This window comes from Pseudomonas sp. MWU13-2517 (assembly GCF_023242545.1).
Classification (GTDB): domain Bacteria; phylum Pseudomonadota; class Gammaproteobacteria; order Pseudomonadales; family Pseudomonadaceae; genus Aquipseudomonas.
Genome location: NZ_JALMFA010000001.1, coordinates 1 through 25,455, shown reverse-complemented (window position 1 = coordinate 25,455; position 25,455 = coordinate 1). Strand labels below are relative to the sequence as shown.

18 protein-coding genes and 1 pseudogene are annotated in these 25,455 nt (G+C 61.0%); 6 read left to right on the top strand and 13 right to left on the bottom strand.

Annotated elements, in window-relative coordinates:
• The first annotated feature begins 213 nt into the window (after window positions 1-213).
• Window positions 214-498: a hypothetical protein gene (locus tag M5B97_RS00090; RefSeq protein ID WP_248730326.1), complete on the top strand. Its 285-nt coding sequence runs from the start codon at window positions 214-216 to the stop codon at window positions 496-498.
• Between the two features lie 131 nt (window positions 499-629).
• A complete protein-coding gene (locus M5B97_RS00085; RefSeq protein WP_248730325.1) occupies window positions 630-2,618 on the top strand; it encodes a U32 family peptidase in 1,989 nt (662 codons plus the stop codon).
• A gap of 64 nt (window positions 2,619-2,682) precedes the next feature.
• On the opposite strand, the gene M5B97_RS00080 is transcribed toward M5B97_RS00085, so the two are convergent.
• Both M5B97_RS00080 and M5B97_RS00075 read right to left on the bottom strand, forming a co-directional pair.
• Window positions 2,683-4,989 carry a hypothetical protein gene (locus tag M5B97_RS00080; protein WP_248730324.1) on the bottom strand — a complete coding sequence of 769 codons (2,307 nt, stop codon included), beginning with the start codon at window positions 4,987-4,989 and terminating at the stop codon, window positions 2,683-2,685.
• 135 nt (window positions 4,990-5,124) lie between these two features.
• Window positions 5,125-6,027: a DMT family transporter gene (locus tag M5B97_RS00075; protein WP_248730323.1), complete on the bottom strand. Its 903-nt coding sequence runs from the start codon at window positions 6,025-6,027 to the stop codon at window positions 5,125-5,127.
• A gap of 109 nt (window positions 6,028-6,136) precedes the next feature.
• Here M5B97_RS00075 and M5B97_RS00070 point away from each other — a divergent pair, with 109 nt between their 5' ends.
• Entirely contained in the window at window positions 6,137-6,577 is a 441-nt protein-coding gene (locus tag M5B97_RS00070) for an Lrp/AsnC family transcriptional regulator (protein ID WP_248730322.1), read from the top strand.
• Here M5B97_RS00070 and xylB read toward each other — a convergent pair.
• From xylB to M5B97_RS00040, 6 genes and pseudogenes are all read right to left on the bottom strand, one after another.
• The gene (gene xylB / locus M5B97_RS00065; protein WP_248730321.1) at window positions 6,546-8,045 is read right to left on the bottom strand and encodes a xylulokinase; all 1,500 of its coding nucleotides are present in this window, start codon (window positions 8,043-8,045) and stop codon (window positions 6,546-6,548) included. The two genes, M5B97_RS00070 and xylB, sit on opposite strands and share 32 nt — an antisense overlap.
• Window positions 8,046-8,052: 7 nt before the next feature.
• Entirely contained in the window at window positions 8,053-9,054 is a 1,002-nt protein-coding gene (locus M5B97_RS00060; protein ID WP_248730320.1) for a LacI family DNA-binding transcriptional regulator, read from the bottom strand.
• A 22-nt stretch (window positions 9,055-9,076) separates the two neighbouring features.
• Window positions 9,077-10,009, bottom strand: a complete 933-nt coding sequence (locus M5B97_RS00055; RefSeq protein WP_248730319.1) for an ABC transporter substrate-binding protein — start codon at window positions 10,007-10,009, stop codon at window positions 9,077-9,079.
• Between the two features lie 34 nt (window positions 10,010-10,043).
• Window positions 10,044-11,021 carry a ribose ABC transporter permease gene (locus tag M5B97_RS00050; RefSeq protein WP_134657200.1) on the bottom strand — a complete coding sequence of 326 codons (978 nt, stop codon included), beginning with the start codon at window positions 11,019-11,021 and terminating at the stop codon, window positions 10,044-10,046.
• Window positions 11,014-12,546, bottom strand: a complete 1,533-nt coding sequence (locus tag M5B97_RS00045) for a sugar ABC transporter ATP-binding protein (RefSeq protein ID WP_248730318.1) — start codon at window positions 12,544-12,546, stop codon at window positions 11,014-11,016. The genes M5B97_RS00050 and M5B97_RS00045 overlap by 8 nt, the downstream gene beginning before the upstream one ends.
• 281 nt (window positions 12,547-12,827) lie before the next feature.
• Window positions 12,828-13,985 (bottom strand): annotated as a pseudogene (locus tag M5B97_RS00040) (aminotransferase class I/II-fold pyridoxal phosphate-dependent enzyme); the annotation flags it as partial.
• 253 nt (window positions 13,986-14,238) lie between these two features.
• Between M5B97_RS00040 and M5B97_RS00035 the strand changes: the two are divergent.
• Complete coding sequence (locus M5B97_RS00035; protein ID WP_248730316.1) at window positions 14,239-19,230, top strand: glycosyltransferase; 4,992 nt, start codon at window positions 14,239-14,241, stop codon at window positions 19,228-19,230.
• Between the two features lie 11 nt (window positions 19,231-19,241).
• On the opposite strand, the gene M5B97_RS27600 is transcribed toward M5B97_RS00035, so the two are convergent.
• The 3 genes from M5B97_RS27600 to M5B97_RS00025 all read right to left on the bottom strand — a co-directional run bounded on the left by M5B97_RS27600 (window position 19,242) and on the right by M5B97_RS00025 (window position 20,166).
• Complete coding sequence (locus M5B97_RS27600; protein WP_283100813.1) at window positions 19,242-19,376, bottom strand: hypothetical protein; 135 nt, start codon at window positions 19,374-19,376, stop codon at window positions 19,242-19,244.
• Window positions 19,377-19,387: 11 nt separating this feature from the next.
• Window positions 19,388-19,549 carry a hypothetical protein gene (locus M5B97_RS00030; protein ID WP_167659621.1) on the bottom strand — a complete coding sequence of 54 codons (162 nt, stop codon included), beginning with the start codon at window positions 19,547-19,549 and terminating at the stop codon, window positions 19,388-19,390.
• Window positions 19,550-19,620: 71 nt separating this feature from the next.
• Window positions 19,621-20,166: a hypothetical protein gene (locus tag M5B97_RS00025; protein ID WP_123718277.1), complete on the bottom strand. Its 546-nt coding sequence runs from the start codon at window positions 20,164-20,166 to the stop codon at window positions 19,621-19,623.
• 391 nt (window positions 20,167-20,557) lie between these two features.
• On the opposite strand from M5B97_RS00025, the gene M5B97_RS00020 reads away from it, so the two are divergent.
• Window positions 20,558-21,967: a circularly permuted type 2 ATP-grasp protein gene (locus M5B97_RS00020; RefSeq protein ID WP_123718276.1), complete on the top strand. Its 1,410-nt coding sequence runs from the start codon at window positions 20,558-20,560 to the stop codon at window positions 21,965-21,967.
• A gap of 2 nt (window positions 21,968-21,969) precedes the next feature.
• Window positions 21,970-22,920: an alpha-E domain-containing protein gene (locus M5B97_RS00015; RefSeq protein WP_123718275.1), complete on the top strand. Its 951-nt coding sequence runs from the start codon at window positions 21,970-21,972 to the stop codon at window positions 22,918-22,920.
• A 7-nt stretch (window positions 22,921-22,927) separates the two neighbouring features.
• On the opposite strand, the gene msrA is transcribed toward M5B97_RS00015, so the two are convergent.
• On the bottom strand, window positions 22,928-23,620 hold the full coding sequence (gene msrA / locus M5B97_RS00010) for a peptide-methionine (S)-S-oxide reductase MsrA (RefSeq protein ID WP_248730315.1): 693 nt from the start codon (window positions 23,618-23,620) through the stop codon (window positions 22,928-22,930).
• A gap of 83 nt (window positions 23,621-23,703) precedes the next feature.
• Window positions 23,704-25,407 carry a cytochrome c biogenesis protein DipZ gene (locus tag M5B97_RS00005; RefSeq protein WP_248730314.1) on the bottom strand — a complete coding sequence of 568 codons (1,704 nt, stop codon included), beginning with the start codon at window positions 25,405-25,407 and terminating at the stop codon, window positions 23,704-23,706.
• Between the last annotated feature and the right edge of the window lie 48 nt (window positions 25,408-25,455).

Here is a 25,455-nt window from a genome sequence, read left to right as displayed (position 1 = left end):
CCTTCGCTCCGTCGCTGCATATCAGCGATCGGGTGTAAGATCCCGTGTATTGCAGACATGATGCGTACAACCGTCTATGGCGGCTGTGTGCGGGCAGACTTCGGTCTGGCCGGGTCCTGCTCTCCGGTATCTCACCCCGCACATAGCTGCCACCTTTTTTGACGTGTGAGATCGGCAAAAGAATGGCTCCCTACCTGAGCAGGTACTTCATTCATGAACAAAATCGTCCCCGACCCACCTCGCGAAATCCTCGACCGCGCCCTGCGCCATTACCTACAGCCCGCCTCACCCCCCTCATTCACTGTGCACCACGACCTCAGCTTCGAAGACGCCCTCGCCCAAATCTGCGACCTGTTGCGCTGCGCAGCCGCCACTGCAGCCGCCACTCGCCAGGCACCGAGCAGCGATCAGTTTCAGATGGCCGGCGCCACTGAACACCTGATCGACAGCGCCAAAACCCTGGCCGACAGAGCGCTGGAGTGCCTGCACGCCGCATAACCCCCTGTGGGAGGGAGCAAACCCCTCCCACAGGGATTGTGGTTTACACACCAGCCCTATGGTAGGTGCCCGCCCGGCGTTTCACGGCTACAATGCGCGCCTCAACCGTGACAAGCCTGACTAAAAAAACTATGTCCTTGCCCAAGCATCACCTGGAATTGCTCAGCCCTGCCCGCGATGTCGCCATCGCGCGCGAGGCTATCCTGCATGGCGCCGATGCCATCTACATCGGCGGCCCAAGCTTCGGCGCGCGCCATAACGCCTGCAACGAAGTGAGCGATATCGCTCAACTGGTGGAATTCGCCCGGCGTTACCACGCCCGCGTGTTCACCACGATCAACACCATCCTGCATGACAACGAGCTGGAACCTGCGCGCAAACTGATCCATCAGTTGTACGACGCCGGCGTCGATGCCCTGATCGTGCAGGACCTGGGGGTGATGGAGCTGGATATTCCGCCCATCGAGCTGCACGCCAGCACCCAGACCGACATCCGCACCCTGGCCCGCGCCAAGTTTCTCGACCAGGCCGGTTTCTCCCAGTTGGTATTGGCCCGTGAGCTGAACCTGCAAGAGATCCGTGCAATCGCCGACGAAACCGATGCCGCCATCGAGTTCTTCATCCACGGTGCCCTGTGCGTGGCGTTCTCCGGGCAGTGCAACATCTCCCACGCGCAGAATGGCCGCAGCGCCAACCGTGGCGACTGCTCCCAGGCGTGCCGCCTGCCCTACACGTTGAAGGACGATCAGGGCCGGGTCGTGGCCTTTGAAAAGCACCTGCTGTCGATGAAAGACAACAACCAGAGCGCCAACCTGCGTGCCCTGGTGGAAGCCGGGGTACGTTCGTTCAAGATCGAAGGCCGCTACAAAGACATGGGGTATGTGAAAAACATCACCGCCTACTACCGCCAGCGCCTCGACGACATCCTTGAAGACCGCCCGGACCTGGCGCGCGCGTCCAGTGGCCGGACCGCGCATTTCTTCCTGCCCGACCCGGAAAAAACCTTCCACCGTGGCAGCACCGATTACTTCGTCAGCGATCGCAAGATCGACATCGGTGCCTTCGACACCCCAACCTTCACCGGCCTGCCGGTCGGCGTGGTGGAAAAAGCCGGCAAGCGCGACCTGCAGGTCGTGACCCATGAGCCGCTGTCCAATGGTGACGGCCTCAATGTGCTGGTCAAACGCGAAGTGGTCGGTTTTCGCGCCAACATTGCCGAGCCTAAAGGCGAGTTCGAAGAGGACGGTGCCAAGCGCTACCGCTACCGCGTCGAACCGAATGAAATGCCGGCCGGTCTGCATCAATTGCGCCCCAACCACCCGCTGAACCGTAACCTGGACCATAACTGGCAACAGGCACTGCTCAAGACCTCGGCCGAGCGCCGTATCGGCCTGTCGTGGGTGGCACGCCTGCGTGAGGACCAACTGCAAGTCACTGCTACCAGCGAAGAAGGCCTCAGCGCCAGCGTCACCCTGCCCGGCCCGTTCGCCGTGGCCAACAAGCCGGAACAGGCACTGGAAACCTTGCGTGACCTGCTCGGCCAACTGGGCACCACCGAGTACCACGCCACCGATATCCAGCTGGACGCGCCGCAAGCGTTCTTCATCCCCAACTCGCAGCTCAAGGCATTGCGCCGCGAAGTGATCGAAGCGCTGACCGCCGCTCGCGTTGCCGCTCACCCACGCGGCGGGCGCAAGGCTGAAACCTCGCCGCCGCCGGTGTACCCGGAAGCGCACCTGTCGTTCCTGGCCAACGTCTACAACCAGAAAGCCCGTGATTTCTATCACCGTCACGGCGTAAAGCTGATCGACGCGGCCTTCGAAGCCCACGAAGAAACCGGCGAAGTACCGGTGATGATCACCAAGCACTGCCTGCGCTTCTCGTTCAACCTGTGCCCTAAACAGGCCAAAGGTGTGACGGGCGTGAAGACCAAGGTGGCGCCGATGCAATTGATCCATGGCGATGAAGTGCTGACGCTGAAGTTCGATTGCAAGCCCTGCGAGATGCACGTGGTGGGCAAGATCAAGGGGCATATCCTCGGCCTGCCGCAGCCTGGCAGTGTGGTCGGCCACATCAGCCCGGATGACTTGCTCAAGACTATTCCGCGCGCACCGCACTGAGTCAAACCGGCGAGATGAACCACCAGGCTTCGGAAGAAACCGACGCCTGGTGGTTCAGAGGCTTTCAACCAAAGTAGTTTGCAAACGTGTTGGGCCCTGCGTAGACAAAGTTCGACGGTGTCAGTTTTATTCCTTTTTGAAACTTCAGCTCAACGAACGGGCTGCCTGCGGTGACAGGGCCTAAATTCGTCGGCACCTGGTCAGTGCTGAAGATCACCATGTAGTCACCTCGCCCTTCATAGCGTTTGTTACCCAGGAACAACAGGGTTTCGACATTCTCCCCATTGAATTGCTGCCCCGGGGGGTTAACGTACACACCGCCTTTTGCCCCCGCGCGCGTGGTTTCACGCGAGGCATCGTTGATGCTCAACTGCCGGGTGATGGCTTCCGCGCCTTCCTTGCTGGTGTAGTGAATATAAACGGGCTGCCCGTTGTACGTGCCCGAATCCACCACCGACTGCCAATCTGGATGGTTCACCAGCCGCTGATTCACTGCAGCGTTGCCGGGCGCCTTGAGTCGACCTTTCGAGTCTGCCTCAGATGCCTCCCCTTTCTTTGCGCCCGAGCGCTCACCGCCTTTAAGCCCGCGCCTGGCCCAGACGCCTGTTTCGTCCGGCCTGGCGATAATGCCGCTGCTCACAAGCCGCGTCGGGTCTTTCGGGTCCGGTACCCGCAGCACATAGTGCACGTTGTCGCCAGCGTCAGGCTTGGCACCAGCAAAGTACCGGGCACCGTTGTACTCAATCTCGCGCATGCCCGAACCGGCCCTGGACAGAGGCGTGGCGTTGAACTTGAACTGGTTGATGCCCGTGGCGACAGACTTCGAGGTATTGGGTGCCCACTTCATCCCCTGCACACCGCCTTCCCATGCGACGCCTGCCGCGCCAGGGTTGAAGGCGTAACCGGCAAAGGTGCCTGAAGGTTTCAGGAATTTCGGAATGACCGGTTTAAGCAGGCGGATGCCACCCTCTACCAGACCGGCAGCAGCTTTTTCGACCGGCAGTACCATTAGAAGAATATCGATCCATATTTGCGCGAGCCCTTCTATCGGGCGCCCCGCAACAATGGCTTCGACCCCGTGCCAGAAAGGCACAAAGCCTTTAAGCACTTCGCGACGATTCTCCCTTTGTTCCTTGAAAGCCTGATAGTTTTCCCTGTCGTTTTTCTCGGCCTCAGTCACGCGTTCCGGGTCCTCTTGTGCCCAGTGCAGCAAGTCCAGATCGCTCCTATAAAACAACTTCTCACCGGCCACCGTTGATACCTGCCGGTTGCGCTCCTGAAAGAGTGCCTGCGGGCTGGAGGGGGGTGTCGCGCTTTGAACAGGCGGGGGAAATACCCCCAGGGGCTCCAGCGTATAAAGCTGCGCGGAAAAAGGCGTGTTGTCCGGCTTTGCACCGGGCTCCTTGTCCACTTTGGTCTGGAACTGAGTGCCTTGAATATTTGGCTTTGCCCAGGCAGTGAACGTCTCGGAGTAATTACCGTCGGGCAGGCGTTTTTTGCCGATGACACTGTTGCCCTGGAATACACCGATACAGTCATCCCGTTTAACCACCGTCCCCTGTTCAGGGCTGACTTCATACACGCTGGTCTTGCCCTTATGGACGGCTTTAAGCAAGAACGTACGGCGCTCGAGCTCGCCGTCCTTGCCCGGTGACTTCAGTGCATACACGCCGACTTCACCCTGGGCGATGGCAACCTGATCCGGCACGAGCATGGTCGAGAGCACGTGTTGGATGATCGTGGCGTAAGCGGCTTTCTTGGACGCCAGATCGGATTTGAAGTCTTCACCGAACTGTTTGTCGTCGTAACGCGCCACCGGGTAGGTTGGGTTAGCCGGGTCGGCGTGGCCTTTGATGGGGGACACCTGCTGCGTGCCGAGGAAATAGTCCTTCCTCATCGGCATGGGTGTCGACAGGCTGCTCACGGCGCCCGCCATGTCCTCCAGCTGTTTATCCAGTGCGGCAACGGCTTTTTGAATGTCGGCCTGTGAGTATTCGGTCTTTTCCTCAAGGATTCCATTCGCCACGGCCCATTCCAGCGCTGGCCCCACGCGGGCAGCGGCGAGGAAAAGCGCCTGCTCGTGCGTCACGGCCGTGGCACTCATTTTCCCCGGCCATACGATCAGTTCTTCCTGGGTCATCCGCTTCGACGAGCCCGGCTCGATTCCTTCGGCCAGGTTGACGCCGTGCTGGAAATTCACCCAGCGGATGGAATTTTTGCTCAGCGTCGGCGGAGCCTGAGCCAACTCAGGCTTTACCGCTGAGGGAGCGTCGGCCGCGCGCACGTGACGGGTGTTGCTGGGGCCTGCTACCGCTTGAACATGCCCGGCCAGGTAGTCAGGGGTTGGAAAAGTTAACAGGGTGGTTTTCATCGTTGATCATCATGGTGAGGAATTTTCTCGAGGCTGCGGTTGAACCCGCAGCCTGGTATCCGCCACCCTGTGTGGTGCTTGCGTAGGAATCTGTTCCATCTCTTCGTGAGAGATAGACCTACACATCACACCTTTTCATTCGACTTTCATTCGAGCATGGGTTTGCCGGTGCCACCACCAGCCCCGCTGCAACCCCGCCGCAGCCAGCAGAATCGCCGCCACCCCCAACCATTGCAGCCACCCCAGGCGATGCCCGAACGCAATCCAGTCGACGAAAATCGCCGCAATCGGGTAAATGAACGAGAGCGCGCCGGTCATCGCCGTCGGCAGTTTCTGGATTGCGCCGTAGAGCAACACATACATCAAACCGGTGTGCACCGCACCGAGGGTCGCCAGTGCCGCCCACGCATTCCCCGTTGTCGGCAGGCTGTTCCAGGGCACCAGCGGGGCCAGTAACAACGCGCCGGTGATGACCTGGATCAATGCCATCAAATGCGGCGGCACTTCCTTCAGCCGTTTGATGATCAGCGCTGCAACCGCGTATAAAAACGCCGCGCCCAAGGCCAGGGCAATGCCCGTCAAGTAATCACCGCCGCCGCTCTGTTGCTCGCCATGGGCGCTGACAATCGCCAGCATGCCGAGGAACGCCACACTCAACCATGCCAGTTTCTGCACGGTGATCTTTTCCCCGAGAAATACCGTCGCCAACATCACCAGAATGAACGGTTGTACGTTGTACACCGCCGTACTGATGGCGATGGAGGCGCGGGAATAGGATTCGAACAGCAGCAGCCAGTTGCCGACGATGGCCACGCCGCTGAGCATTGCCAGCCCGAGTTTGGCCCAGGTGAGCAAGTCCATGCGCAAATAGCCGAGTAATGCGCACACCAGCAACAGCGTCAGACCACCTATCACGCAACGCCAGAACACCACTTCGATGACCGACACGCCGGACACCAGCACAAACCAGCCGATGGTGCCGGAAATCAGCATGGCGGCGACCATTTCCCATGACCCGCGACGCAGGGATGTATCCATGATTGAGGCTCCTCAAGTGAGGCTCAATTATGGCAATCTGCTTGATGGCGGCTCCAGCGACTAAAAAAGGCGAAATACCCTAATCACCTTTACTTATTAGGCCAACCTCATGATTGACACCATCGACCAGCAACTGATCGCCGCCTTGATGGACGACTCGCGTCTGTCCCTCAAGGCCCTGGCGGGCGTCACCGGCCTGTCATCGCCCAGCGTCGGCGAACGCCTGCGCCGTCTTGAAGAACGCGGCGTACTGACGCACTACACCGTCGACATCGACCCCAGGCACTTCGGCTACCTGCTGCAGGCCATCGTGCGTATCCGCCCGTTGCCCGGCAAATTGCAGGAAGTGGAGCGGCAGATCCAGGCCATTCCCGAGTTCACCGAGTGCGACAAGGTCACCGGTGATGACTGCTTTATCGCCCGTTTGCACGTACGCACCATGGAACAACTGGACACCCTGCTCGACCGGCTCAACGCCTATGCCGAAACCAACACGGCCATCGTCAAGAAAACGCCGGTCAAACGACGTTTGCCGCCTTTGGCTGATTGACGCTATGCAGCGCCTTGGCGGCCGCCAGCAACCCTTGGAACTTGCGATATCGCAGGCTCAACAGCGGCTGTCGCGTCAGGTCAGGCCAGTACCGCGCCTTGACCGGCATGCCGGTCTCCAACAGCTTGTCGCCCTGCCCGATCGCCAGGAACCCCAGCTTCGCCGCCCCTATACACGCACTCAATTCGCTACCCTGCAGCGTGAAGACTTCCCGCTGCACAATATTGGCCAGCAGCTGTGCCCAATACTCGCTGCGCGCCCCGCCACCGACCAAGGCAAAGCGCTCGACCTGGGCGCCGGCCGATTGCACCGCGTGCAACGCATCCAGCAAGCCGAAGCCCACACCTTCCATCACCGCGTAACCGAGCATGGCGGGTGTGCAGTCATGGCCCAGGCCCATAAAGCCGCCGCGCAGCAGCGGGTCGTTGTGGGGTGTGCGCTCACCCGCCAGGTACGGCAGAAACAGCGGCATATCCACGGGCACGGGCTGCTCGATCGGCCATTGCGCCTGGACCTGATCCAGTAAGGCTTGCTCATCCGGGATGCCCGTCAACCGCGTGACCCAGCGCAGGCAACTCGCCCCGGCCAGCATGGCGCCCATGGTGTACCAGCGATTGGGCAAGGCATGGCAAAAACTGTGCACCGCACTGGCCGGGTTGCCGGCTGCGTGATCCGTGATTGCGACAATGGCCGCGCTGGTGCCCAGGGTGATGAAACCGTCGCCGGCGTGGATTGCACCAATGCCCACGGCGGCTACCGGGTTGTCACCGCCGCCGCCGGCGATCACCACGTCAGGTGGCAGCCCCAGCTCGCTCGCCGTCGCCGCCGACAACCAGGCACTCGCGGCACCGCCTTCGACCAGTCTGGGCAACTGTTGCGGCGTCAGGCCCGTGGCTCGCACCATCGGGGTAAACCATTCACGCTGCGCCACGTCCAGCCAGAGCGTGCCGGCCGCATCGGACATGTCACTGATACGCTCGCCACTCAAGCGCAATCGCAGGTAATCCTTGGGTGACAGCACACAATCAATCGCTGCGAATACCTCAGGCGCATGGCGTTGCAGCCACAGCAGCTTGGGGGCGGTCAGCCCGGCCATGGGCAGGCTGCCGGTCACTTCGGCAAAATCGCTGCCCAGTTGTTCGGCCTCGGCCACGGCCCGTGAGTCATCCCACAGGATCGCCGGGTACAACACGCGGTCGTCCTGCCCGAGCAAGACCGCGCCGTGCATCTGCCCCGACAGGCCGATACAGGCCACGCGGGCATAGGCTTCATGGGCACGCAACTGCTCAAGCGCCTGCACGCAGGCCTGCCACCACGCTTGCGGCGCCTGTTCGGACCAGCCGCTGTGACGCCGCGACACACTCAAGCGCACGCCGGCATGGGCGAGTACGACGCCGTCGGCGTCCATCAGGATCGCCTTGAGCTCCGAGGTGCCGAGGTCTATGCCGAGGGAAACAGGATTGCTCATACGGGGGTTATTCCAATCCAATACAGCCACATGAATGACGAAGTTGCAGGGTGGGCGCCATCCGCACGCTCTGGGTCGGTGCGTCGGGCGCAGCCATGCGTTGCAGCAGCAGGTCGACCGCACGCGCGCCCAGCGCCTGCACCGGCTGGGCGATCAAGGTCAGGCGCGGCACAAAAAAATCCGCCCAGTCAAAATCATCGAAACCTACCAGGGCCATCTGCCCGGGCACCTCAATCTGCGCGTCACGCAACGCCTGCATGGCGCCCAGGGTCATCAGGTTATTACCGGCCATGATCGCCGTGGGCGGCGCCGCCAAACCCAGTAACTGCGCCGTGGCCCTGCGCGCAGGTTCCGTGTTGGAGCCGCCATTGACCAGCAATTGCGGATCAAACGCCAGCCCTGCCGCGTGCAATGCGGCGCGATAACCCGCCACCCGTTCATCCGTGGTGCTGAAGCCCTCGCGCCCGGCGATGAAGCCGATGCGGCGGTGGCCATGGGCGATCAGGTGTTCAATGAGGGCCTGGGTCGGTTGGGCGTTCTCCACCCCGACCTGGTCAAACTGCGTGCTCATCATGCGGTCCACCAGCACCGTGGGAATCTGGTTGGCGCGCAGATAGTCCAGCGCCTTGGAGCCGTTCGAGGGCGCCAGCACCATCCCGTCAACCCGCCGATGATGCAGCGCCGTGACCACGCGCAGCTCCTGCTCCGGATCATCGTGGGTGTCGACAAACAACATCATGTAACCGTGCTTGGCACACTCGGTTTCGATGGCATGCACGGTTTCGCTGAAATAGTGGTTGGACAGCGCCGAGATCGCCACGCCAATCGTGCTGGTGCTGGAGCGGGCCAGGGAACGCGCCAGGGTGTTGGGGATATAACCCAACTCCTGAATGGCGCGCTGTACCGCCTGCACCGTGCTCGGGCTGACTTTGCGCGTACCGTTCAATACGTGGGAGACGGTCGAGGTCGACACCCCCGCCCGGCTTGCCACGTCATCCATGGTGACCACGACGCTGCACCTTCTCAGTCGATCAATGTTTGCTCGACCAGCCGCTGTACGTACTGATGTTGTCGCGGGTGATCAGTTTCGGCGTGAGCAGGGTCACCGCTTTGGCCGGGGCCTTGTCATTGAGAATGTCGTTGCCCACATTCACCGCGGTCTGGGCCATGGCCCACGGGTCCTGGCTGGCGGACGCCTGGATCTGGGTATCGCTCTTCAACGCGTTCTCGATATCCGGCGCACCGTCCACCGAAGTGATGATGATGCCGCTGCGTTTCAGTTGCTTGGCCGCCAGGTCGCTGCCGATGGCCTGCGGGTCGTTGATCGCGAACAGCCCGTCGATTTTCGGGAAGCGCGTCAGGTAACCCTGCATCACGTTCAAGCCGCCTTCGCGCGAGCCTTTACCGTCCTGATCGTCCGAGAGCACCTTGATACCCGGCGCGGAGGCCAACGCCGCCTTGCAGCCTTTGACACGGTCGGTCACGGCGGTGACCTGCGGGCCATTCTGGATAATGACGTTGCCCTGGCCCGAAAGCTTGTCGACCAGGAACTGGCAGGCCAGCTTGCCGGCTTCGACATTGTCGGTCTGCACGGTCGCATTCACGCCCTTGGCGTCCACATCCACCGCCACCACCACAATCCCGGCGTCACGGGCTTTCTTGATCGCCGACGCCATGGCCGATGGGTCGACGGCGTTGAGCAGGATCAAGTCGACCTTGGACGAAATGAAATTATCGATCTGGGAAAATTGCTTGCTCAGGTCATAGTCGGCCGACACCGAGGTGACCTTGACGCTGGGATTGATCGCCTTGGCCTGGGCCGTGGCCCCGTCGGCCAGGGTCACGAAATACGGGTTGCCCAAGGAGCCCATGCTGATGCCGAGGGCCTTGAGCTCACGGGCTTCGACGGCTTGGGACATCAGGGCAGCCAAGGCAATGACGGGAAACACTCGTTTGAAGTTCATGCCGGTCTCTCTTGTGATTGTTGTGTGAGTGAAATCAGGTCCGCGCACCGGACTGGCGATAACGATCGAGCGCCACCGCGCCGATGATCACGATCCCCTTGATGATGTACTGCCAGATGTCCGACACCCCCAGCAGCACCAGGCCGTTGGTGAGCACCGCGATGATCAGCGCGCCGATCAATGTGCCGCCGATCGTACCGACGCCACCGGTGAAACTGGTGCCGCCGAGGATCACCGCGGCGATTGCATCCAGCTCGTAGGACTGGCCCAGTTGCAGGCCGTTGGCGGCAAACAGGCGTGAAGCGCTCATCACCGCGCCTAGCCCGGCCAGTGCGCCGGACATTGCATAGACAAAGAGCAGCACCTTCCACACCTTGATTCCCGATAACCGAGCCGCCTCCGGGTTGCCGCCCACCGAGTAGATCTGCACGCCCATCACCGTGCGGCGCAGGATGAACCATGACAGCGCGACCACGGCCACGGCGATCACCACCAGCCACGGCACGCCGAGGATCGAGTCATTGCCGATAAACGCGAACGGCAGGTCGGGGTTGAACACGGTCTTGTCGTCCGCCAGCAAACGTGCCAGGCCACGCATAGCGGTGAGTGCACCGAGGGTGACGATAAACGGCGGCAGGCGCATGAAGGCAATCAGTCCACCGTTGACCAGTCCGAGCAACAACCCGAAACCGATACCCGCGGCGATTCCGAACATGCCGAACTGCGGCGACATCGACGCCTGCAAGGCGACCACGGCGGATGCGGCGAGAATCGCACCGACCGACAAATCGATACCCGCCGTCAGGATCACAAAGGTCATGCCTGCCGCCAGCACCACATTGACCGAAGCCTGCTGGGTGATGATCGACAGGTTCTGCACGGTGAGGAAGTTCTCACTGGCCAGGGCAAAGCCCACCAGCAGCAAGACCAGCACCGGCAACATGCCCACCGTGCGCATCAGTTCACGCACGCGTTCGGTTTTATCCGTTGTTGTAACCGTCAATTCAGCCATGGGCAGCCACCTGATCGCCACCAGTGGCGAGGTCAATAATACGTTCCTGGGAAATGGCGTGGCCGGAAGCCCCGCCGACTTCGGCCACCAACTCGCCTTCGCGCATGATCAGCACGCGGTCGCAGGTGCCGATGATTTCCGGCAGCTCGCTGGAAATCACCACGATGCCCACCCCCGCCAGCGCCAGTTGATTGATGATGCGGTAGATCTCCGACTTGGAGCCGATGTCCACGCCCCGCGTTGGTTCGTCGAGGATCAGCACATGCGGCTTGACCTCCAGCAGCCGTGCCAGCAGCACCTTCTGCTGGTTGCCGCCGGACAACGCGCCGACATTGACCTTGCCCGACGCCACGCGAATCGACAGTGACTTGATCGCATCGGCAGAGCGCTGTGCTGCGCGACCGCGATCGAGCACGCCACCGGCGCGGGCATCCGGCACACAGGCGCAGACATTGATGTTGTCGGCCACGCTCATGTCGAGGAACAGCCCCTGGGCCTTGCGGTCTTCGGTGAGGTACACCACGCCGGCCCGAATGGCATCCGCCGGGGTGCGCAGTTGGGTCACGGTTTTGCCGACCACTTCAAGGCTGCCGCTGGTACGTGGGTCGGCACCGAAGATCAGTCGCGCAAGCTCTGTGCGTCCTGCCCCGACCAGCCCGGCAATGCCGAGTACTTCGCCGGCGTGCAAGTCAAAGCTGCAAGCGTGCACGCGCTTGCCATCCGCCATGTCGCGCACGCGCATCACCACATCGCCTGGGTTATAAGCGGCGTGTTCCTTCTTGTAGAAGCCCGAGAGGTCGCGGCCCACCATCATTTTTACCAGCACCTCGGCCGACAGCGCCTCGCGGGTCAATTCGCCGATGTACTGGCCGTCTCGCAGCACCGAGACCCGGTCCGACAGCTCATAGATTTCCGCCATGCGGTGGCTGATGTAGATGATCGCCAGGCCCTGGCTGCGCAGTTGTTTGATCAATGCGAACAGGCGGTCGGTCTCGCGGGACGACAACGGTGTGGTGGGTTCGTCCATCACCAGGATCCTGGCGTGGGCATGCAGCGCACGGGCGATTTCCACCAGTTGACGCTCGGCAATCGACAGGCTGCTCACGCGGGTGGAGGGCTTGAACTCGGCGCCCAGTCGTTGCAGCACCTCGACGCAGCCCGCCTGCATGCCCTTGCGGTCGATCGTCCAGCCACGCCGGCGTTCGCGGCCCAGGTAGATGTTCTCGGCCACGCTCAGGTTCGGGCACAGGCTCAGTTCCTGGTAGATCACGGCAATGCCGAGGGTCTTGGCGGTGGCGGGGTCGAAGGAGGCGACGGGCTGGCCGTCGATGCGGATTTCACCGCCTGGATCGGCCTGGTAAGCGCCGGAAAGAATTTTCATCAGAGTCGACTTGCCGGCGCCGTTCTCGCCCATCAGGGCATGAATTTCCCCGGGGTAGACCTTCAGGCCGACATTCTTGAGCACCCGCAAACCATTGAAGGTTTTGCTGATGCCCTGCATCTCAAGCAAGGGATCAAGGCTCATGGCTGAGCTCCTGGATTTATTATTTTTGTTGTCGAATAGCCCCGACTCTAGATCAGATACATTTCTTTACGCAAGCGCTTGCGTGTGCCGTTTATCGTTTGGTTAAACGTTTCACCAAGCGAAAAAGGTGCAATTTCTGCAATATTGAACGGCCAGAAGCCGCCCCTACGGGGCCGGCCACCGGTCACTGTGCTGTCGGGTAATCACGCACCTTTGAACGTGGCCACCACCGAACCCTGGGGCTTGCCGACAAATGCCGGGGGCTCATCGGCCAGCTTGGCCACAAAGCCTGCGATACGTCGGCACGCTTGGGCCAGACGCTCTTCGCCAAGGGTGAAGGACAAGCGCACAAACCCTTGGGCAGGCTCACCAAAAGCCGCCGCATCGAGGACCGACACGCCCGCTTCGCGGAACAATCGCCAGGCGAAATCCAGTGAGCTGAGGCCGGTGCCACGGACATCCACCAGCACAAACATGCCGGCTTGAGGGGCCTGCACCTTGATGCCCGGGCAAGCGCTCAGCCCGGCCACCACCAAATCCCGTCGACGCCGGTAGATCTCGCGCATGCTGTGGGTCACGTCATCATGGGCCAACACCGCCGCCGTAGCGGCTTGCATCACAAACCCAGGCAACCCGTAGAGCATGCTCAACACCAGGGTTTGCGCGTGGAGGACCATCTGCGGCGCGGCGATGATCCAGCCGATGCGCCAACCGGTCATGGCATGGGACTTGGACAAACTGCCGATCACGATGCAACGCTCGGCCATGCCCGGCAACGCGGCCAGGCTGTGGTAGTGGCCGTCGAACACCAGGCTTTCGTAAACCTCGTCGACCACCACCCACAGGTCATGGGCAATGGCCAGGTCGGCGATGGCTTGCAGCTCCTGGCGGTCCAGCACTACGCCAGTGGGATTGTTCGGGTTGGAAAAGAAGATCGCCCGGGTGCGTGGGGTGATCGCGGCGGCGAGCGCCTGCGCATCCAGGCGAAACCCCGACTCCGGCAAACACGGTACCCGCACCAGCGTCGCCCCGCTGGCATTGAGCGTGGCTTCGTAGGTGACGTACATCGGGTCGAGCACCAGCACTTCATCCCCGGCCTGCAGCAGGCACAGTGAACTGATGAACAACGCGTTTTGCGCGCCGGGCACGATGATGACGTTCTCGGCGCCCAGGGCGCGCGACAGGCTTTTGCTGTAGCGCGCCGCTACGGCCTCGCGCAAGGTCTGGCGGCCGGGGATCTCTGTGTAGTGGGTATCCCCTTCGCGCAAAGCGCCGACGGCGGCCTCGGTGATGAAGGAAGGCGTGGCGAAATCGGGGTCGCCGACGCTGAGGATGATGATGTCTTCGCCCTGGCTGGCGGCGTCGAACGCGGCATGGTGAATGTCCCAGGCAGCCACGCCCTGCCCTGCAATTCGCTTAACGAAGGGGGAAAACCGCATGCCTGAGTCTCTCTTCAAGTAGAAAAAGCGCTGGAGCGTTTGGGTGCAAACGCAAGGATGCGGTCAACATAGATCAAACTCGACAGTCGCTCAAATGCACAAGAGTGAAGCCCAGGCGTGCGAGTGGAAACACAAGGTAAAGGAGCTGTCGAGCGAGGGGCGGAATCAAAATGGCGCCCATCGCGACACACGGACAATGCCACGGTAGTCGTTGATTCCGGGCGTCATCCACCCCTTTCAGGTGACAGTTCTCATGACCAGCGTTTCGCTTTCCAATGTCACGCCACATCGCCTTCCCCTCGCCCTGGCCACCGCCAATCCGCAGCCGCTCTCCGGGCAAACGCGCGGGTTGCCTGCACCCTCGACCCAGCGTGAAGGCTCACGCGCCGAAGGTGATCGTGAGCTTGCAATAACGGAGTATCACAGCGCGCTGCTGCGGGCGGCCAATCGGGAGCGAAACATCACGCTGCGCAATATTCCCTCGCACTCGACCTTTGGCCAGTGGTGGACGCAGTTGCATGACGCCTTTCAGTCACCCGACGTGCGTCAGTGGGTCCGGGACAAAGGCATCGATACGACGTCGATCAGGCTCAACCCAACGTCGGGCCAGATTACTTTTTCGCTGCAGCGCGCGCTTGATCCCGCACAGAAACTCCACACGGTCGGGCAGGACGATGCGCGCTGGGCGGCTATCAGTGGCCCTGTTCTGCATGCCGCCAGGGTTATTGCCGCGGGCCACGCCGATACAACGTTCAAGCCACCGGCCAGTCTTTCAGATGAGCCGGTTCCCTGGTGGTTGATCGGCCGGTTTTACAACGAACCGCAGGACCTCACCGGGCCTGCGCTGCGTGAACGCGCGAAAGAGATCGACAGAAACCAGGGGTTCACCCCGCTCGACCCAGGCATCTCGAAACAGGTGATCCAATCGCGAAGCGAGGAAGCACTCCAGGCGCAAAAAGCGTTTATCGGCGATATCGAAAACCGCTACAGCGCTGCCAGCGAACTCCGGCACCTGGCGGCGTCCGTCGAAAATGGCAGCGCGCACAGCGGGCAGATTGCGGATGAAATCAAGGCCAGGACACTCAACCTGTCATCCGACAGTGCCTACCGTCCGTCAAAGCACGGCACGTCGAACACCGTCGCGCTGTCGCAATACCTCACGGACCATGGGTTGAACCTGCCCGACAGTCACGAAGAGCTGGTCAACCTGGCAACCGCCCTCTCCACGCCCACCCCAAAGGCCGCTGTACATGGCAACCTCGCTGGAGCTTTGAGGTGGCTTGACGAGGAAAGCCTGCAACAGCTCAAGGCGGATATCCGCGGCGGCACGTTCGGCAGCGTCACGCTGAGCCCGTTCACCAATGCCTTGGATTACCTGTTGGACAACCGGCCGATCTCTGCCGACGAACTCAGCCATCCGCGCCTGCTGATTGAGGCATTGATCAATTCCCCCAGGGGGAAAGCCCTGGGGGAAGCCATCCAAGCCGTATTTGCGCAGCGCGGCGTCAAGGGCACCGGCACCGATTGGTTGCTGGCGGCGTTGAATCTGCAAGTGGATAGCGACGCTGGAGACGGTTTGAAGATTGAAGGTTATCGCCTGGTCTCGCCGGAAAATGTGGGCAAGACCGCCGCCATGGTTTTCAAGGAGCTGGTCAATCATCTGGTTGCCCGTGGAAAGGCATCCTCTCCTGAAACAGCCATGCTCCAGGCGCACTGGATACTGGCCAGGCTGGCACCGGAATTCCGGGTCCGGGGCATCCCCGACACGATCGTCCCGGGAACCCACAGTTGGGTCAGCTTTGCCACCGTGGTTGCGCGCATTGAAGCCAAGGCGCCAGGGGCGACGGCAGCGATGAGCTATGCGCAGATCATGCTTGAAGGCAATACCGCACCGGTCAGCGATGAGGAAAGCGCCACGGAGTATGCCGCCCAGGCCAACGCACTCAAGGCCTGGGCCGTCGCCAACGGCCAGGCATATCCCTCGACCGAGGCGGCCATGGCCGAAGTGCGCAAGGCGTTCACAGCCCAGATCAACGAGTTGAAAGAGGCGGCGCAAACAGACCTCGGGGCACTGCCGACCACTCGGGCCATTGCACTGGAGCAGTTGAAAAAAGCCCTGCCGCACATGGACCCCAAGTTGTTCGATGAAAAATGCATCACCGTGCAGCCCGCCCACAAACGATTGCCAGGGCCTTATTCGCTACTGGACAGCTACATCGATGGACGACCGTTGTTCTGGACACCGAACCGCGCGGATTTCTGGAGCGAGGAAGCGCGCCAGTTCACCAATTTGTTCAAAACCAGGGAGAACGAACAGAAACCTGATGAAACGCCGGCCGCCTGGGTTTCTTCATCCAGCGCATTCAACTTCGATGAGGTTCGCGAACGGCTGAAAAGCCTGCCGCGTCCACAGGAGCTGTTCGAGCAACAATTCTCCGGCTTTTCCAATGCGTTGAAGAAAACCACGGCGGCGCAGTACAAACTCCTGCTGGCTAAACTGCCGCTGGAGGACCGTCAGCATCTGCAGTTCGGGAAAATGACGATCCGCAAGGAAATCAGCTACCACAGGGCGGATCATCCGCTGCGAGTGGCAGACGGCGTACTGCTGGTGGAAACCGAGTACAACGGCAAGGTCATGCACTATGCGATTGATCGGACCAAGGGCACCATCACCCGCCGGCCCGGGCAGACCTATCACGAATACGCGCCTACCAGCGGCATTCTCCCTCACCCCGGCAAGCGCTACGACGTGATCAAACCTGCGGGTGACTACCCGGCAGCTGTCAGGGATGAGACAACCGATGCACGAGGCGCGCCCGACAGTTTCAACAGTGCCAGGACCCGGTACATCGTGGATGCGGTGCTCGACGACCTGCATCTGCCCGAGGTGGAGCGCTACGCCAAAGGGGCCACCACCTTCGATACTCAAGTACCGCTGCACGAAAAGATCGAGCAAATCGTCACGGGCCTGATTCCATTCAAGTCAGGGATCGAGAACATCATCAACGGCAACCTCAAGGAAGGCCTCGTTGAAGTCATTGTTGATCTGTTCGGTTTTGCCGTCGGTGTGGGTGGCGCGCTCAAAGGTGCCAAAGGCTTTATCGCGGGAGCGTCAAGCCTTTCGAAAGTCGGCCATGTGGGCAAGATCATTGGCCGGGCAACGGTGGGCGCGCTGAACCCATTGAGTGGCCTTGATGACCTGGCGCGCGGCGCCTGGCATGCAGGCAAGCAGTTGGCCAGCGTCTCGTACCACGGCGTCAGGCAGCTGCGCGCTCAGCGTAGCGTCAACTTGCTTGAGCTGGCCAAAAAGCCGGACGTCGCCGAAGGCACCTACAAGGCACTCAATGGCGCGGTTGAAAACAAAGCCCTGGCCAAACTCGATGAGGCGTCAGGCCAGTGGTACGCCTTTGACCCTCGCACCCGGCAAGCCTTCGGCAAACCGCTGGATAACTTCATCGCTGATTCTCCCGGCGCCGGCACCCCCGACAGTTTGCAAGCAATAGGCAGCGCTGATGCGGTCAAGACCGCCGGCCTGCAACATGGCCTGGCGGCGAAAGGACGGTTCAAGGCTGGACACGAGACGGTGGAAGGCATAGCCGTCATGTTTCAAGGCAACTGGCACCGATACGATGCGATCAAAAAACAACCCTTCGGGGCGCCTTTGAAAGACTTCGTTCCTGACCGCATCGCGGCCGGCAATGAGGTGCGGCCCCTGGACACGGGCCTCTTGGGTTATGAAGCCAAGTACATCGCTGCCGACGAACTGGCGGCCAAGGGCCTACAGGGCAATGTCTATGTGGGCCGTGGCCAAAATGAATACGTGAAGGTCGATGGAATGCTTTACAAGTCCCGGCTCAAGGAAGGACAACGTGTCATCCAGCATCCCAAGGGCACGGGGCCTGATATTCCTGTGAAGGATCTGGGGGCTTCAGGGTGGGAGCCCGCCACCAGGGCTGCGCGTTTGCTGGGCGGCACGAGTGACATCCCCTTGCGGTGGAAACTGGGCGACAGCACGTATGTCGTGCCTATGGACGACATTAAAGTCGTGGAAAATTCGACAACCCCGTTCACCCTCACCTACAAGGGCGTGGCGCATAACGTCATCTTCGACAGTTCGGCGGGAGCCTGGAAAGAAAGCAATCTGTCCACCGGTGTCGATCCGCTCAACCCGGCGTACTTCTGGCGAAGCGGTAAAGGCAAGTGGCAACGAGGACCGTTCAACGAGTTCGTAAAAGCCAGAAAGGCAGACGCACATAATTACTCGTTCGTTGATGTCCTGCCGCCTTCGGCCGTGAAGGTCCCGAACGATATCAAGCCGATCCCCAAAAACCTTCACTATTTCTGGGCGGGCCAGGAGATCCCCCCCAAGCTGATGGACACCCTGGTCAACAATGCCACCCAGGCCCCCGGGTACAAGTCCATCCTGCACGTGGATGCCGATACGCCTGCCATTTTCCAAAAGATAAAACACACCCTGGAAACCAAGGCCCCGGGTCTGGAAGTGAAGAACCTTCACGAGGATGACGTATTCAAACAGTTGAAAGGCGACGAAATGTACGACTACTTTCGACAAGGGCAAGGGAAAAACCTGGCTGCCGCTTCAGACGTTGCGAGGTACCCCATCGTCAACAAATACGGCGGGTTCTATCTCGATACGGATGATGTGATCCAGGCAAAGGTCGGCACTTATGGGGTAAATGCCGGCGCGAGTGATGTGCTGCTCAACAGACCGGTTGCCCACAGCCTTACCGACTATAAACCGTTCTATAACACCAGCAACTTCGGCACGCAGGCTGGGAACCCGGTCATCACCGCCATGATCGACGAAATGAAACAGCGCTTCGCCTCCAACAAACCCTACTTTGCCGCGAACCGGCCCACAGTGAGCAAGGGCGCAGACGGCCGGGTGCAATACACACCCGAATTCAATACTTACGAGAGGAAGATTTTTGAGACTGTCGGTCCAACGCTGTTCAATCAGGTCCTCAAGTCGAAACGACCTGACATGTACGACTTGGGCTTTGATGGCATCACCAAGGAGTCGAGGCTGGTCAATGGAAAGCTCGAATCACACGGCCCGATAGTCAACATCGAAAACGATGTCCGCCAGTACTACATCCGGCAGGGCATCGTCCCCCCTGAAACCCTGGGCAAACAGTTGGATAAACTGAAGCAGCATTACTACCCGCTTCACCACACGTTCAAAGTCAGGATTGGTGCCGAACACTCCTGGATCAATGCCTGACCTGTACAGGATCAATCCTGATCGTCTGTATTGCCCTCATCCTGCGCTTCATCCGGCTCCGTCAGTGGCACTTGAGCATCATCCATCAACGACCCAGGATCTTCATTGCCTGGGTCGTTGGGTTCTTCATCAGGGTGATTTGACATGACTGTTTCCTCTAACCGCCCGGGGTATCGATGTCGGCATCGGTTTCAGGCTTGGGCTCGCGCTCCGGCTTGAAGTCTGGACTGTAGTCGTTTTCCTTGGCTTTGGGGTCTTTGGCCGGCGTAGGGTCCTTGGGAGCGTCGGCACCGCTGGCAGGTTGTTTGTGTGTGTTCATGGGTCACCTCTTGGAAAAATATCACCTGGGTAGAGTTAAGGTCGCGCCTCGGGCGATGAAGTTCCATCGGTTCAAGACACAGGGTTGTCTACCTGGATGTAGATCGAATAGGCGCCCAGTAATACCCAGAACACCATGAACAGCCATGGCGCGCGCATCGAAAACAGCAACGACTTGCGGTAGCCCTTGTGCGACGACTCCGTCTCGCAGAACAGCGGCGAATCATCGTAGGCCAGTCCCATCACCGGTTCGCTACGCAGCAGTTCGCTCTGCTTGTAGTGCCAATGGTCGATGATTTCATAGGCGGCGCGGATACCCGGCCAGGCGTTCAACGAACTGAGCACGCCCAGGGCGGCGAGGAACACCGGCACTACCAGGGTGAACAATTTGCCCCACTCGGGATTGAGGTTGCCCATGCCCGAGACGAAGGCGATCACCAGAAATGACTGCGCAGTGAGGTAAGCATCGGTGCGGTTGGCGAGGATGCTGGTTTCGTATTGTATCTCCCGGCGATAGAAATCCAGGCGGTCCTTGGGCGAGCCGAAGATCTTGGCGTTGTGTTCGCTGTGATCGGTCAGGGCTGCTTCGGGCGTATCGGGCGAGATGATTCTGGGCAATGGGGTGCTCCATAAGGTGTCGAGTCTCTTTAGAAGAATCGTGGGACGGTGAAGTTCAAGTATTGTCATGCACCAATTTGGCACGCCGCCTGCCCTGGCAGCGAGCGCGGCTGTTCGCGCCGGCGTGCGCGGTGCTCAAACGCTCGTCCGCGCCGCTGCCCAGGCAGGTGCGCTCGCTGCCTGCCGTTTCGGCACAGGCTTTGCTTAACCCTTTCATCACCCCACTGCCGCGCTCGTCTAAAGGAGCTTTCGTTACCCCCCGACCCAGAGCCGACCCCATAAGAAAGTAAGGACCAGGCCCGTTGGCACTCTGCGCCACGGCCTTATAAAAATGCGTTTTTTGAAGCGGCAGTGCCATCCGAGCGTTACTCGGCACTGACAAGGTACTGGAATGGCTCGATCTTTCTTTGATGAAATGAATGACGCAAACGGCGCGTGCCGTGCGCACTATCAGGAGTTCTCGCGCTGGCTGGCCAACACGCCGCCCGACCTGCTGGCCCAGAGGCGTCGCGAAGCTGACCTGCTGTTCCATCGCGCCGGGATCACCTTCACCCTCTACGGCGACGAGCAAGGCACCGAACGCCTGATCCCCTTCGATATCATCCCGCGCAGCATCCCCGCCAGTGAATGGAGCGTGATCGAACGCGGCTGCATCCAGCGCGTCAATGCCCTCAACCTGTTTCTTGCCGATATCTACCACGACCAGCGCATCATCAAGGCCGGAATCATCCCGGCGGACCAAGTACTGGGCAACGAGGGTTATCAGCAGTCGATGGTCGGCCTGGACCTGCACCGAGGCATCTACTCGCATATTTCCGGTGTGGACCTGGTACGCGATGGCGACGGCACCTACTACGTGCTCGAAGACAACCTGCGCACCCCCAGCGGCGTGAGCTACATGCTCGAAGACCGCAAGATGATGATGCGCCTGTTCCCGGAAGTGTTCGCCAAGCAGCGTATTGCGCCGGTTGACCACTACCCCAACCTGCTGCTCAAGACCCTGAAAAGCTCCAGCCGCCTGGACAACCCCAATGTGGTGGTACTGACGCCAGGGCGCTTCAACAGCGCGTTCTTCGAACACGCGTTCCTCGCCCGGGAAATGGGCGTGGAACTGGTCGAAGGCGCCGACCTGTTCGTGCACGACCTCAAGGTGTTCATGCGCACCACCGACGGTCCCAAGGCCGTGGACGTGATTTACCGGCGTATCGACGACGCGTTCCTCGACCCGCAGGCCTTCAACCCGGAGTCGATGCTGGGCGTACCTGGCCTGGTCGCGGCGTACTGCGCGGGCAACGTGGTACTGGCCAACGCCATTGGCACGGGCGTGGCCGACGACAAGTCGATCTACCCGTATGTGCCGGACATGATCCGCTTCTACTTGAGTGAAGAACCGATCCTGCAAAACGTGCCGACCTTCCAGTGCCGCAAGCCGGATGAGCTGTCCCACGTGCTGGCCAACCTGGCCGAGCTGGTGGTCAAGGAAACCCAGGGGTCCGGCGGCTACGGCATGCTGGTGGGGCCGGCCTCGACGGCCGCCGAGATCGAAGACTTCCGCCAGCGCATCAAGGCCCGCCCCCACGCCTATATCGCCCAACCCACCTTGAGCCTTTCCACCTGCCCCACCTTTGTCGAAAACGGCATCGCGCCACGGCATATCGACCTGCGCCCATTCGTGCTGTCGGGCAAGGAAACCCGCCTGGTGCCCGGTGGCCTTACCCGCGTGGCGTTGAAGGAAGGCTCGCTGATCGTCAATTCGTCGCAGGGCGGCGGTACCAAAGACACCTGGGTGGTGGAGGACTGAGTATGTTGAGTAGAACCGCCGCAGATCTGTACTGGATGTCCCGTTACCTGGAACGCGCCGAGAACCTGGCGCGCATGCTGGAAGTCAGTTATTCGCTGTCGTTGATGCCCCAGGCCGGGCGCAGCGATGGCCTGGACGAATTGGCGATGTCGTTGCTCAGCAGCGGCACCCTGGACAGCTATCTCGAACGCCACAAGCAGTTGGACGCCGAACGCATGCTGCACTTCTTCGCCCTCGACGCGGAAAACCCCGCCAGCATCTACAACTGCCTGCGCGCGGCCCGGGGCAATGCGCATGCGGTGCGCGGGCGCATCACCGCCGACATGTGGGAAAACCTCAACGCTACCTGGCTGGAAATGCGCAGCATCGCCGCCGGTGGCCTGGCACGCCACGGCATCAGCCACTTCTGTGACTGGGTGAAGCAGCGCTCGCACCTGTTCCGAGGAGCGACGTCGGGCACCATAATGCGCAATGACGCCTATCGGTTTATCCGCCTGGGCACCTTTGTCGAGCGCGCGGACAACACCTTGCGCCTGCTGGATGCGCGCTACGAGATGTTTGGCGAAGAGTCGGAAGAAGTCAGTGACCTGTCGGCACGCGGTTATTACCAGTGGAGCGCCCTGCTCCGCGCGTTGTCGTCGTTCGAGGCCTATACCGAGCTGTACCCGAATGCGCTGAATGCACGCTCGGTGTCGCAGTTACTGCTGTTGCGCAGCGATGTGCCACGCTCGCTGCATGCGTGCATCGAGGAACTGAACCATATCCTGGCGGACCTGCCCGGCAGTTATGGGCGCACGGCGCAGCGCCTGGCGGCGGAGTTCGAGGCGCGGCTGCGCTACACCGGTATCGATGAAATCCTTGAAGACGGGTTGCACAGCCGCCTGACGGACTTTATCGACACCGTGCGCGAGTTGGCGCGGGCGATTCACAGCTCGTACCTGGAAGTCGTCTGAGCAGCGGCTATTGGTTCTTTACCAGGACAGGCTCGGCGCGATACTGGTCGGGAAACAGTTTCTTCAACTGCGCCACTTTGGGCAGATCATTGATCACGATGTACGGGTAAGACGGGTTCTCGGTCAGAAAGTCCTGGTGATAGGCCTCTGCCGGGTAAAACGGCTTACCCGTTTCCACCTGGGTCACGATCGGCTTATCGAAGGCTTTTGCGGCGTTCAACTGCGCGATATAGGCCAGGGCGACTTTTTGCTGCTCGGCATTCTGCGCAAAGATTTCCGAACGGTACTGGGTGCCGCTGTCCGGGCCTTGGCGGTTCAGTTCGGTGGGGTTGTGGGCCACCGAGAAGTAGATCTGCAACAACTTGCCGTAGCTGACCTTGCTCGGATCGTAGGTCACCAGCACCGATTCGGCGTGGCCGGTGTCGCCTTCGCTGACCGATTCATAGCCGGCGGTATTCGCGGCGCCGCCGTCGTAGCCGGACACCGCGTTCGTCACGCCTTGCACATGCTGGAACACACCCTGCACGCCCCAGAAACAGCCACCGGCGAACACCGCCGTTTGCAGGCTGCCCGACGCCGGCAGGTCCAGGGCAGGCGGCGCAATCATCACGGCATTTTCAGCGCCGCCCAACGAAAAGGCCGAGCTTTGGCCGATGAAGGCGGCGAAAGCAAGAGCGGGCAAATATTTGAGCAGTGTCATCAAACTCACTCCGTTGCAATTGAATAAACGCGGTCAACCCGGAGGGAGGGACTTGTGCCCTGCCCCATTGATCGGGTTGCAGTTCAGCCGAACGTAAAGGCGTACGCCGCCACATGCGGGTCGAGAAACTCGATACTGAAGGTACGGTCCTGCACGGCACCCGGTTGGCGCACCAACTGGTACAAGCGTTGCTCGGTCACGGTGCCGCTGCCATCCGGTGCCACGTCGGAGCCGTGAGCATCGCCCGGCGCCTGCCCGTCGACGGTGACCTTGAAACGCACCGGCTTGCCATCCGCGCCTGGCCCCAGCACCAGGTGCAGGTCACGGGCATGAAAACGGTAGGCGATATGCCCGCCTGCCTGATCGAGCGTGACCTGCTGGCCACCGATGTTCCATTGGCCGCCCAGGGTCCAGTCGTTGAGGGCCAGAGGGCCGGACTTGACGAAGTGCTCGGCGCGCTGGAAGCCCAGGTAGGTTTCCGGCGACTGCACCTCGTTCACGTCCGACGCCCGTTGCACGCCCTTGGCGTCGGCCTCGATCAAGCCCCCGGCAACATGGGTTGCCCCGGCTTCACGCAGCAACTGCTGGATCACCCGTTCCGACTCGGCGTACTCACCTTCGCCAAAATGGTGATAACGGACCTGGCCCTTGGCATCGACAAAGTAATGCGCCGGCCAGTACTGGTTGTTGAAGGCGCGCCAGATCGTGTAGTTGTTGTCGATCGCCACCGGGTAGGTGATGCCCAGGTCCCGCATGGCCTTGGTGACGTTATTCACATCCCGTTCAAAGGCGAATTCCGGGGCATGTACGCCAATGACCACCAGCCCCTGGTCGTGATACTTCTCGGCCCAGGCTTTGACGTACGGCAATGTGCGCAGGCAGTTGATGCAGGAGTAGGTCCAGAAATCCACCAGCACGACCTTGCCTTTCAAGGCTTCGGCGCTCAATGGCGGGCTGTTGAGCCACTGCACCGCGCCGTCCAGCGGCGGCAACGTACCTTCGACCGGCAGGCTGTCGGTGTGGTTGGCGGCCATTACCATCGCGCCCTGCGTTTTTTGCTCGGGTTGTGTGTTGAGGCGGTCGACCAGACGTTGCTCCAACCCACTGGTGGAAGCCGTCGACAAACGTGACAACACGCCGGTATCCAGGCCCAGGGCGATGGCAGCCACGCCGGCCAGCATCAGCACACCGAGGCCACGGCGCAGCCATTCACCGGCGCCGAGGGAGCGCTTCATGAAACCAAAGACTTTACCGCCGACCAGCAATGCCAAGGCCAGGGAGGTGGCAGCACCGGCGGCGTAAGCCAGCAAGAGCAAGGTAGTACCGATACTGGCGCCCTGCAGCGCAGCGCCCGTGAGCAACAGCCCGAGGATCGGCCCGGCGCAAGGTGCCCAGAGCAGGCCGGTGGCCACGCCGATCAGAAACGAGGCGCCCGGCCGCGGTTGGGCATCGACGCCCGCGGCTTGCGACAAACGACTGCCGGCGGCTACCAGGGGCCGTGTCAGGCGCTCCGACAGTTGCGGCAGCAGCAGCGTCAGACCGAACAGGGCAACGCACAGCAACGCGAGCCAGCGACCGTATTGATTGACTTGCACCACCCAACCGCCGCCCACCGCCGCCAGCGTTGCCACCAGGGCGAACGTCACCGCCATCCCCGCTAACAGCGGCAAGCCACTGCGCATAAACGGCTGCCCGGTGCGAGCGAAGACAAAAGGCAGAACCGGCAGGATGCACGGGCTGACGATAGTCAGCACGCCGCCCAGATAAGCGAGAACTAGCAGCCACATTGAAACGTCCCTTATAAGTAGAAATAAACATCGAGAAGGAGAAAGGCA

Excerpts from the sequence above, each read along its gene's own strand:
- M5B97_RS00035 (WP_248730316.1), top strand. The coding sequence starts at position 14,239 with ATGACCAGCGTTTCGCTTTCCAATGTCACGCCACATCGCCTTCCCCTC.
- M5B97_RS00030 (WP_167659621.1), bottom strand. The coding sequence starts at position 19,549 with ATGAACACACACAAACAACCTGCCAGCGGTGCCGACGCTCCCAAGGAC.
- M5B97_RS00075 (WP_248730323.1), bottom strand. The coding sequence starts at position 6,027 with ATGGATACATCCCTGCGTCGCGGGTCATGGGAAATGGTCGCCGCCATG.
- M5B97_RS00045 (WP_248730318.1), bottom strand. The coding sequence starts at position 12,546 with ATGAGCCTTGATCCCTTGCTTGAGATGCAGGGCATCAGCAAAACCTTC.
- M5B97_RS00015 (WP_123718275.1), top strand. The coding sequence starts at position 21,970 with ATGTTGAGTAGAACCGCCGCAGATCTGTACTGGATGTCCCGTTACCTG.
- M5B97_RS27600 (WP_283100813.1), bottom strand. The coding sequence starts at position 19,376 with ATGTCAAATCACCCTGATGAAGAACCCAACGACCCAGGCAATGAAGAT.
- xylB (WP_248730321.1), bottom strand. The coding sequence starts at position 8,045 with ATGAGCAATCCTGTTTCCCTCGGCATAGACCTCGGCACCTCGGAGCTC.
- M5B97_RS00050 (WP_134657200.1), bottom strand. The coding sequence starts at position 11,021 with ATGGCTGAATTGACGGTTACAACAACGGATAAAACCGAACGCGTGCGT.
- msrA (WP_248730315.1), bottom strand. The coding sequence starts at position 23,620 with ATGACACTGCTCAAATATTTGCCCGCTCTTGCTTTCGCCGCCTTCATC.
- M5B97_RS00070 (WP_248730322.1), top strand. The coding sequence starts at position 6,137 with ATGATTGACACCATCGACCAGCAACTGATCGCCGCCTTGATGGACGAC.
- M5B97_RS00080 (WP_248730324.1), bottom strand. The coding sequence starts at position 4,989 with ATGAAAACCACCCTGTTAACTTTTCCAACCCCTGACTACCTGGCCGGG.
- M5B97_RS00005 (WP_248730314.1), bottom strand. The coding sequence starts at position 25,407 with ATGTGGCTGCTAGTTCTCGCTTATCTGGGCGGCGTGCTGACTATCGTC.
- M5B97_RS00020 (WP_123718276.1), top strand. The coding sequence starts at position 20,558 with ATGGCTCGATCTTTCTTTGATGAAATGAATGACGCAAACGGCGCGTGC.
- M5B97_RS00055 (WP_248730319.1), bottom strand. The coding sequence starts at position 10,009 with ATGAACTTCAAACGAGTGTTTCCCGTCATTGCCTTGGCTGCCCTGATG.
- M5B97_RS00090 (WP_248730326.1), top strand. The coding sequence starts at position 214 with ATGAACAAAATCGTCCCCGACCCACCTCGCGAAATCCTCGACCGCGCC.
- M5B97_RS00085 (WP_248730325.1), top strand. The coding sequence starts at position 630 with ATGTCCTTGCCCAAGCATCACCTGGAATTGCTCAGCCCTGCCCGCGAT.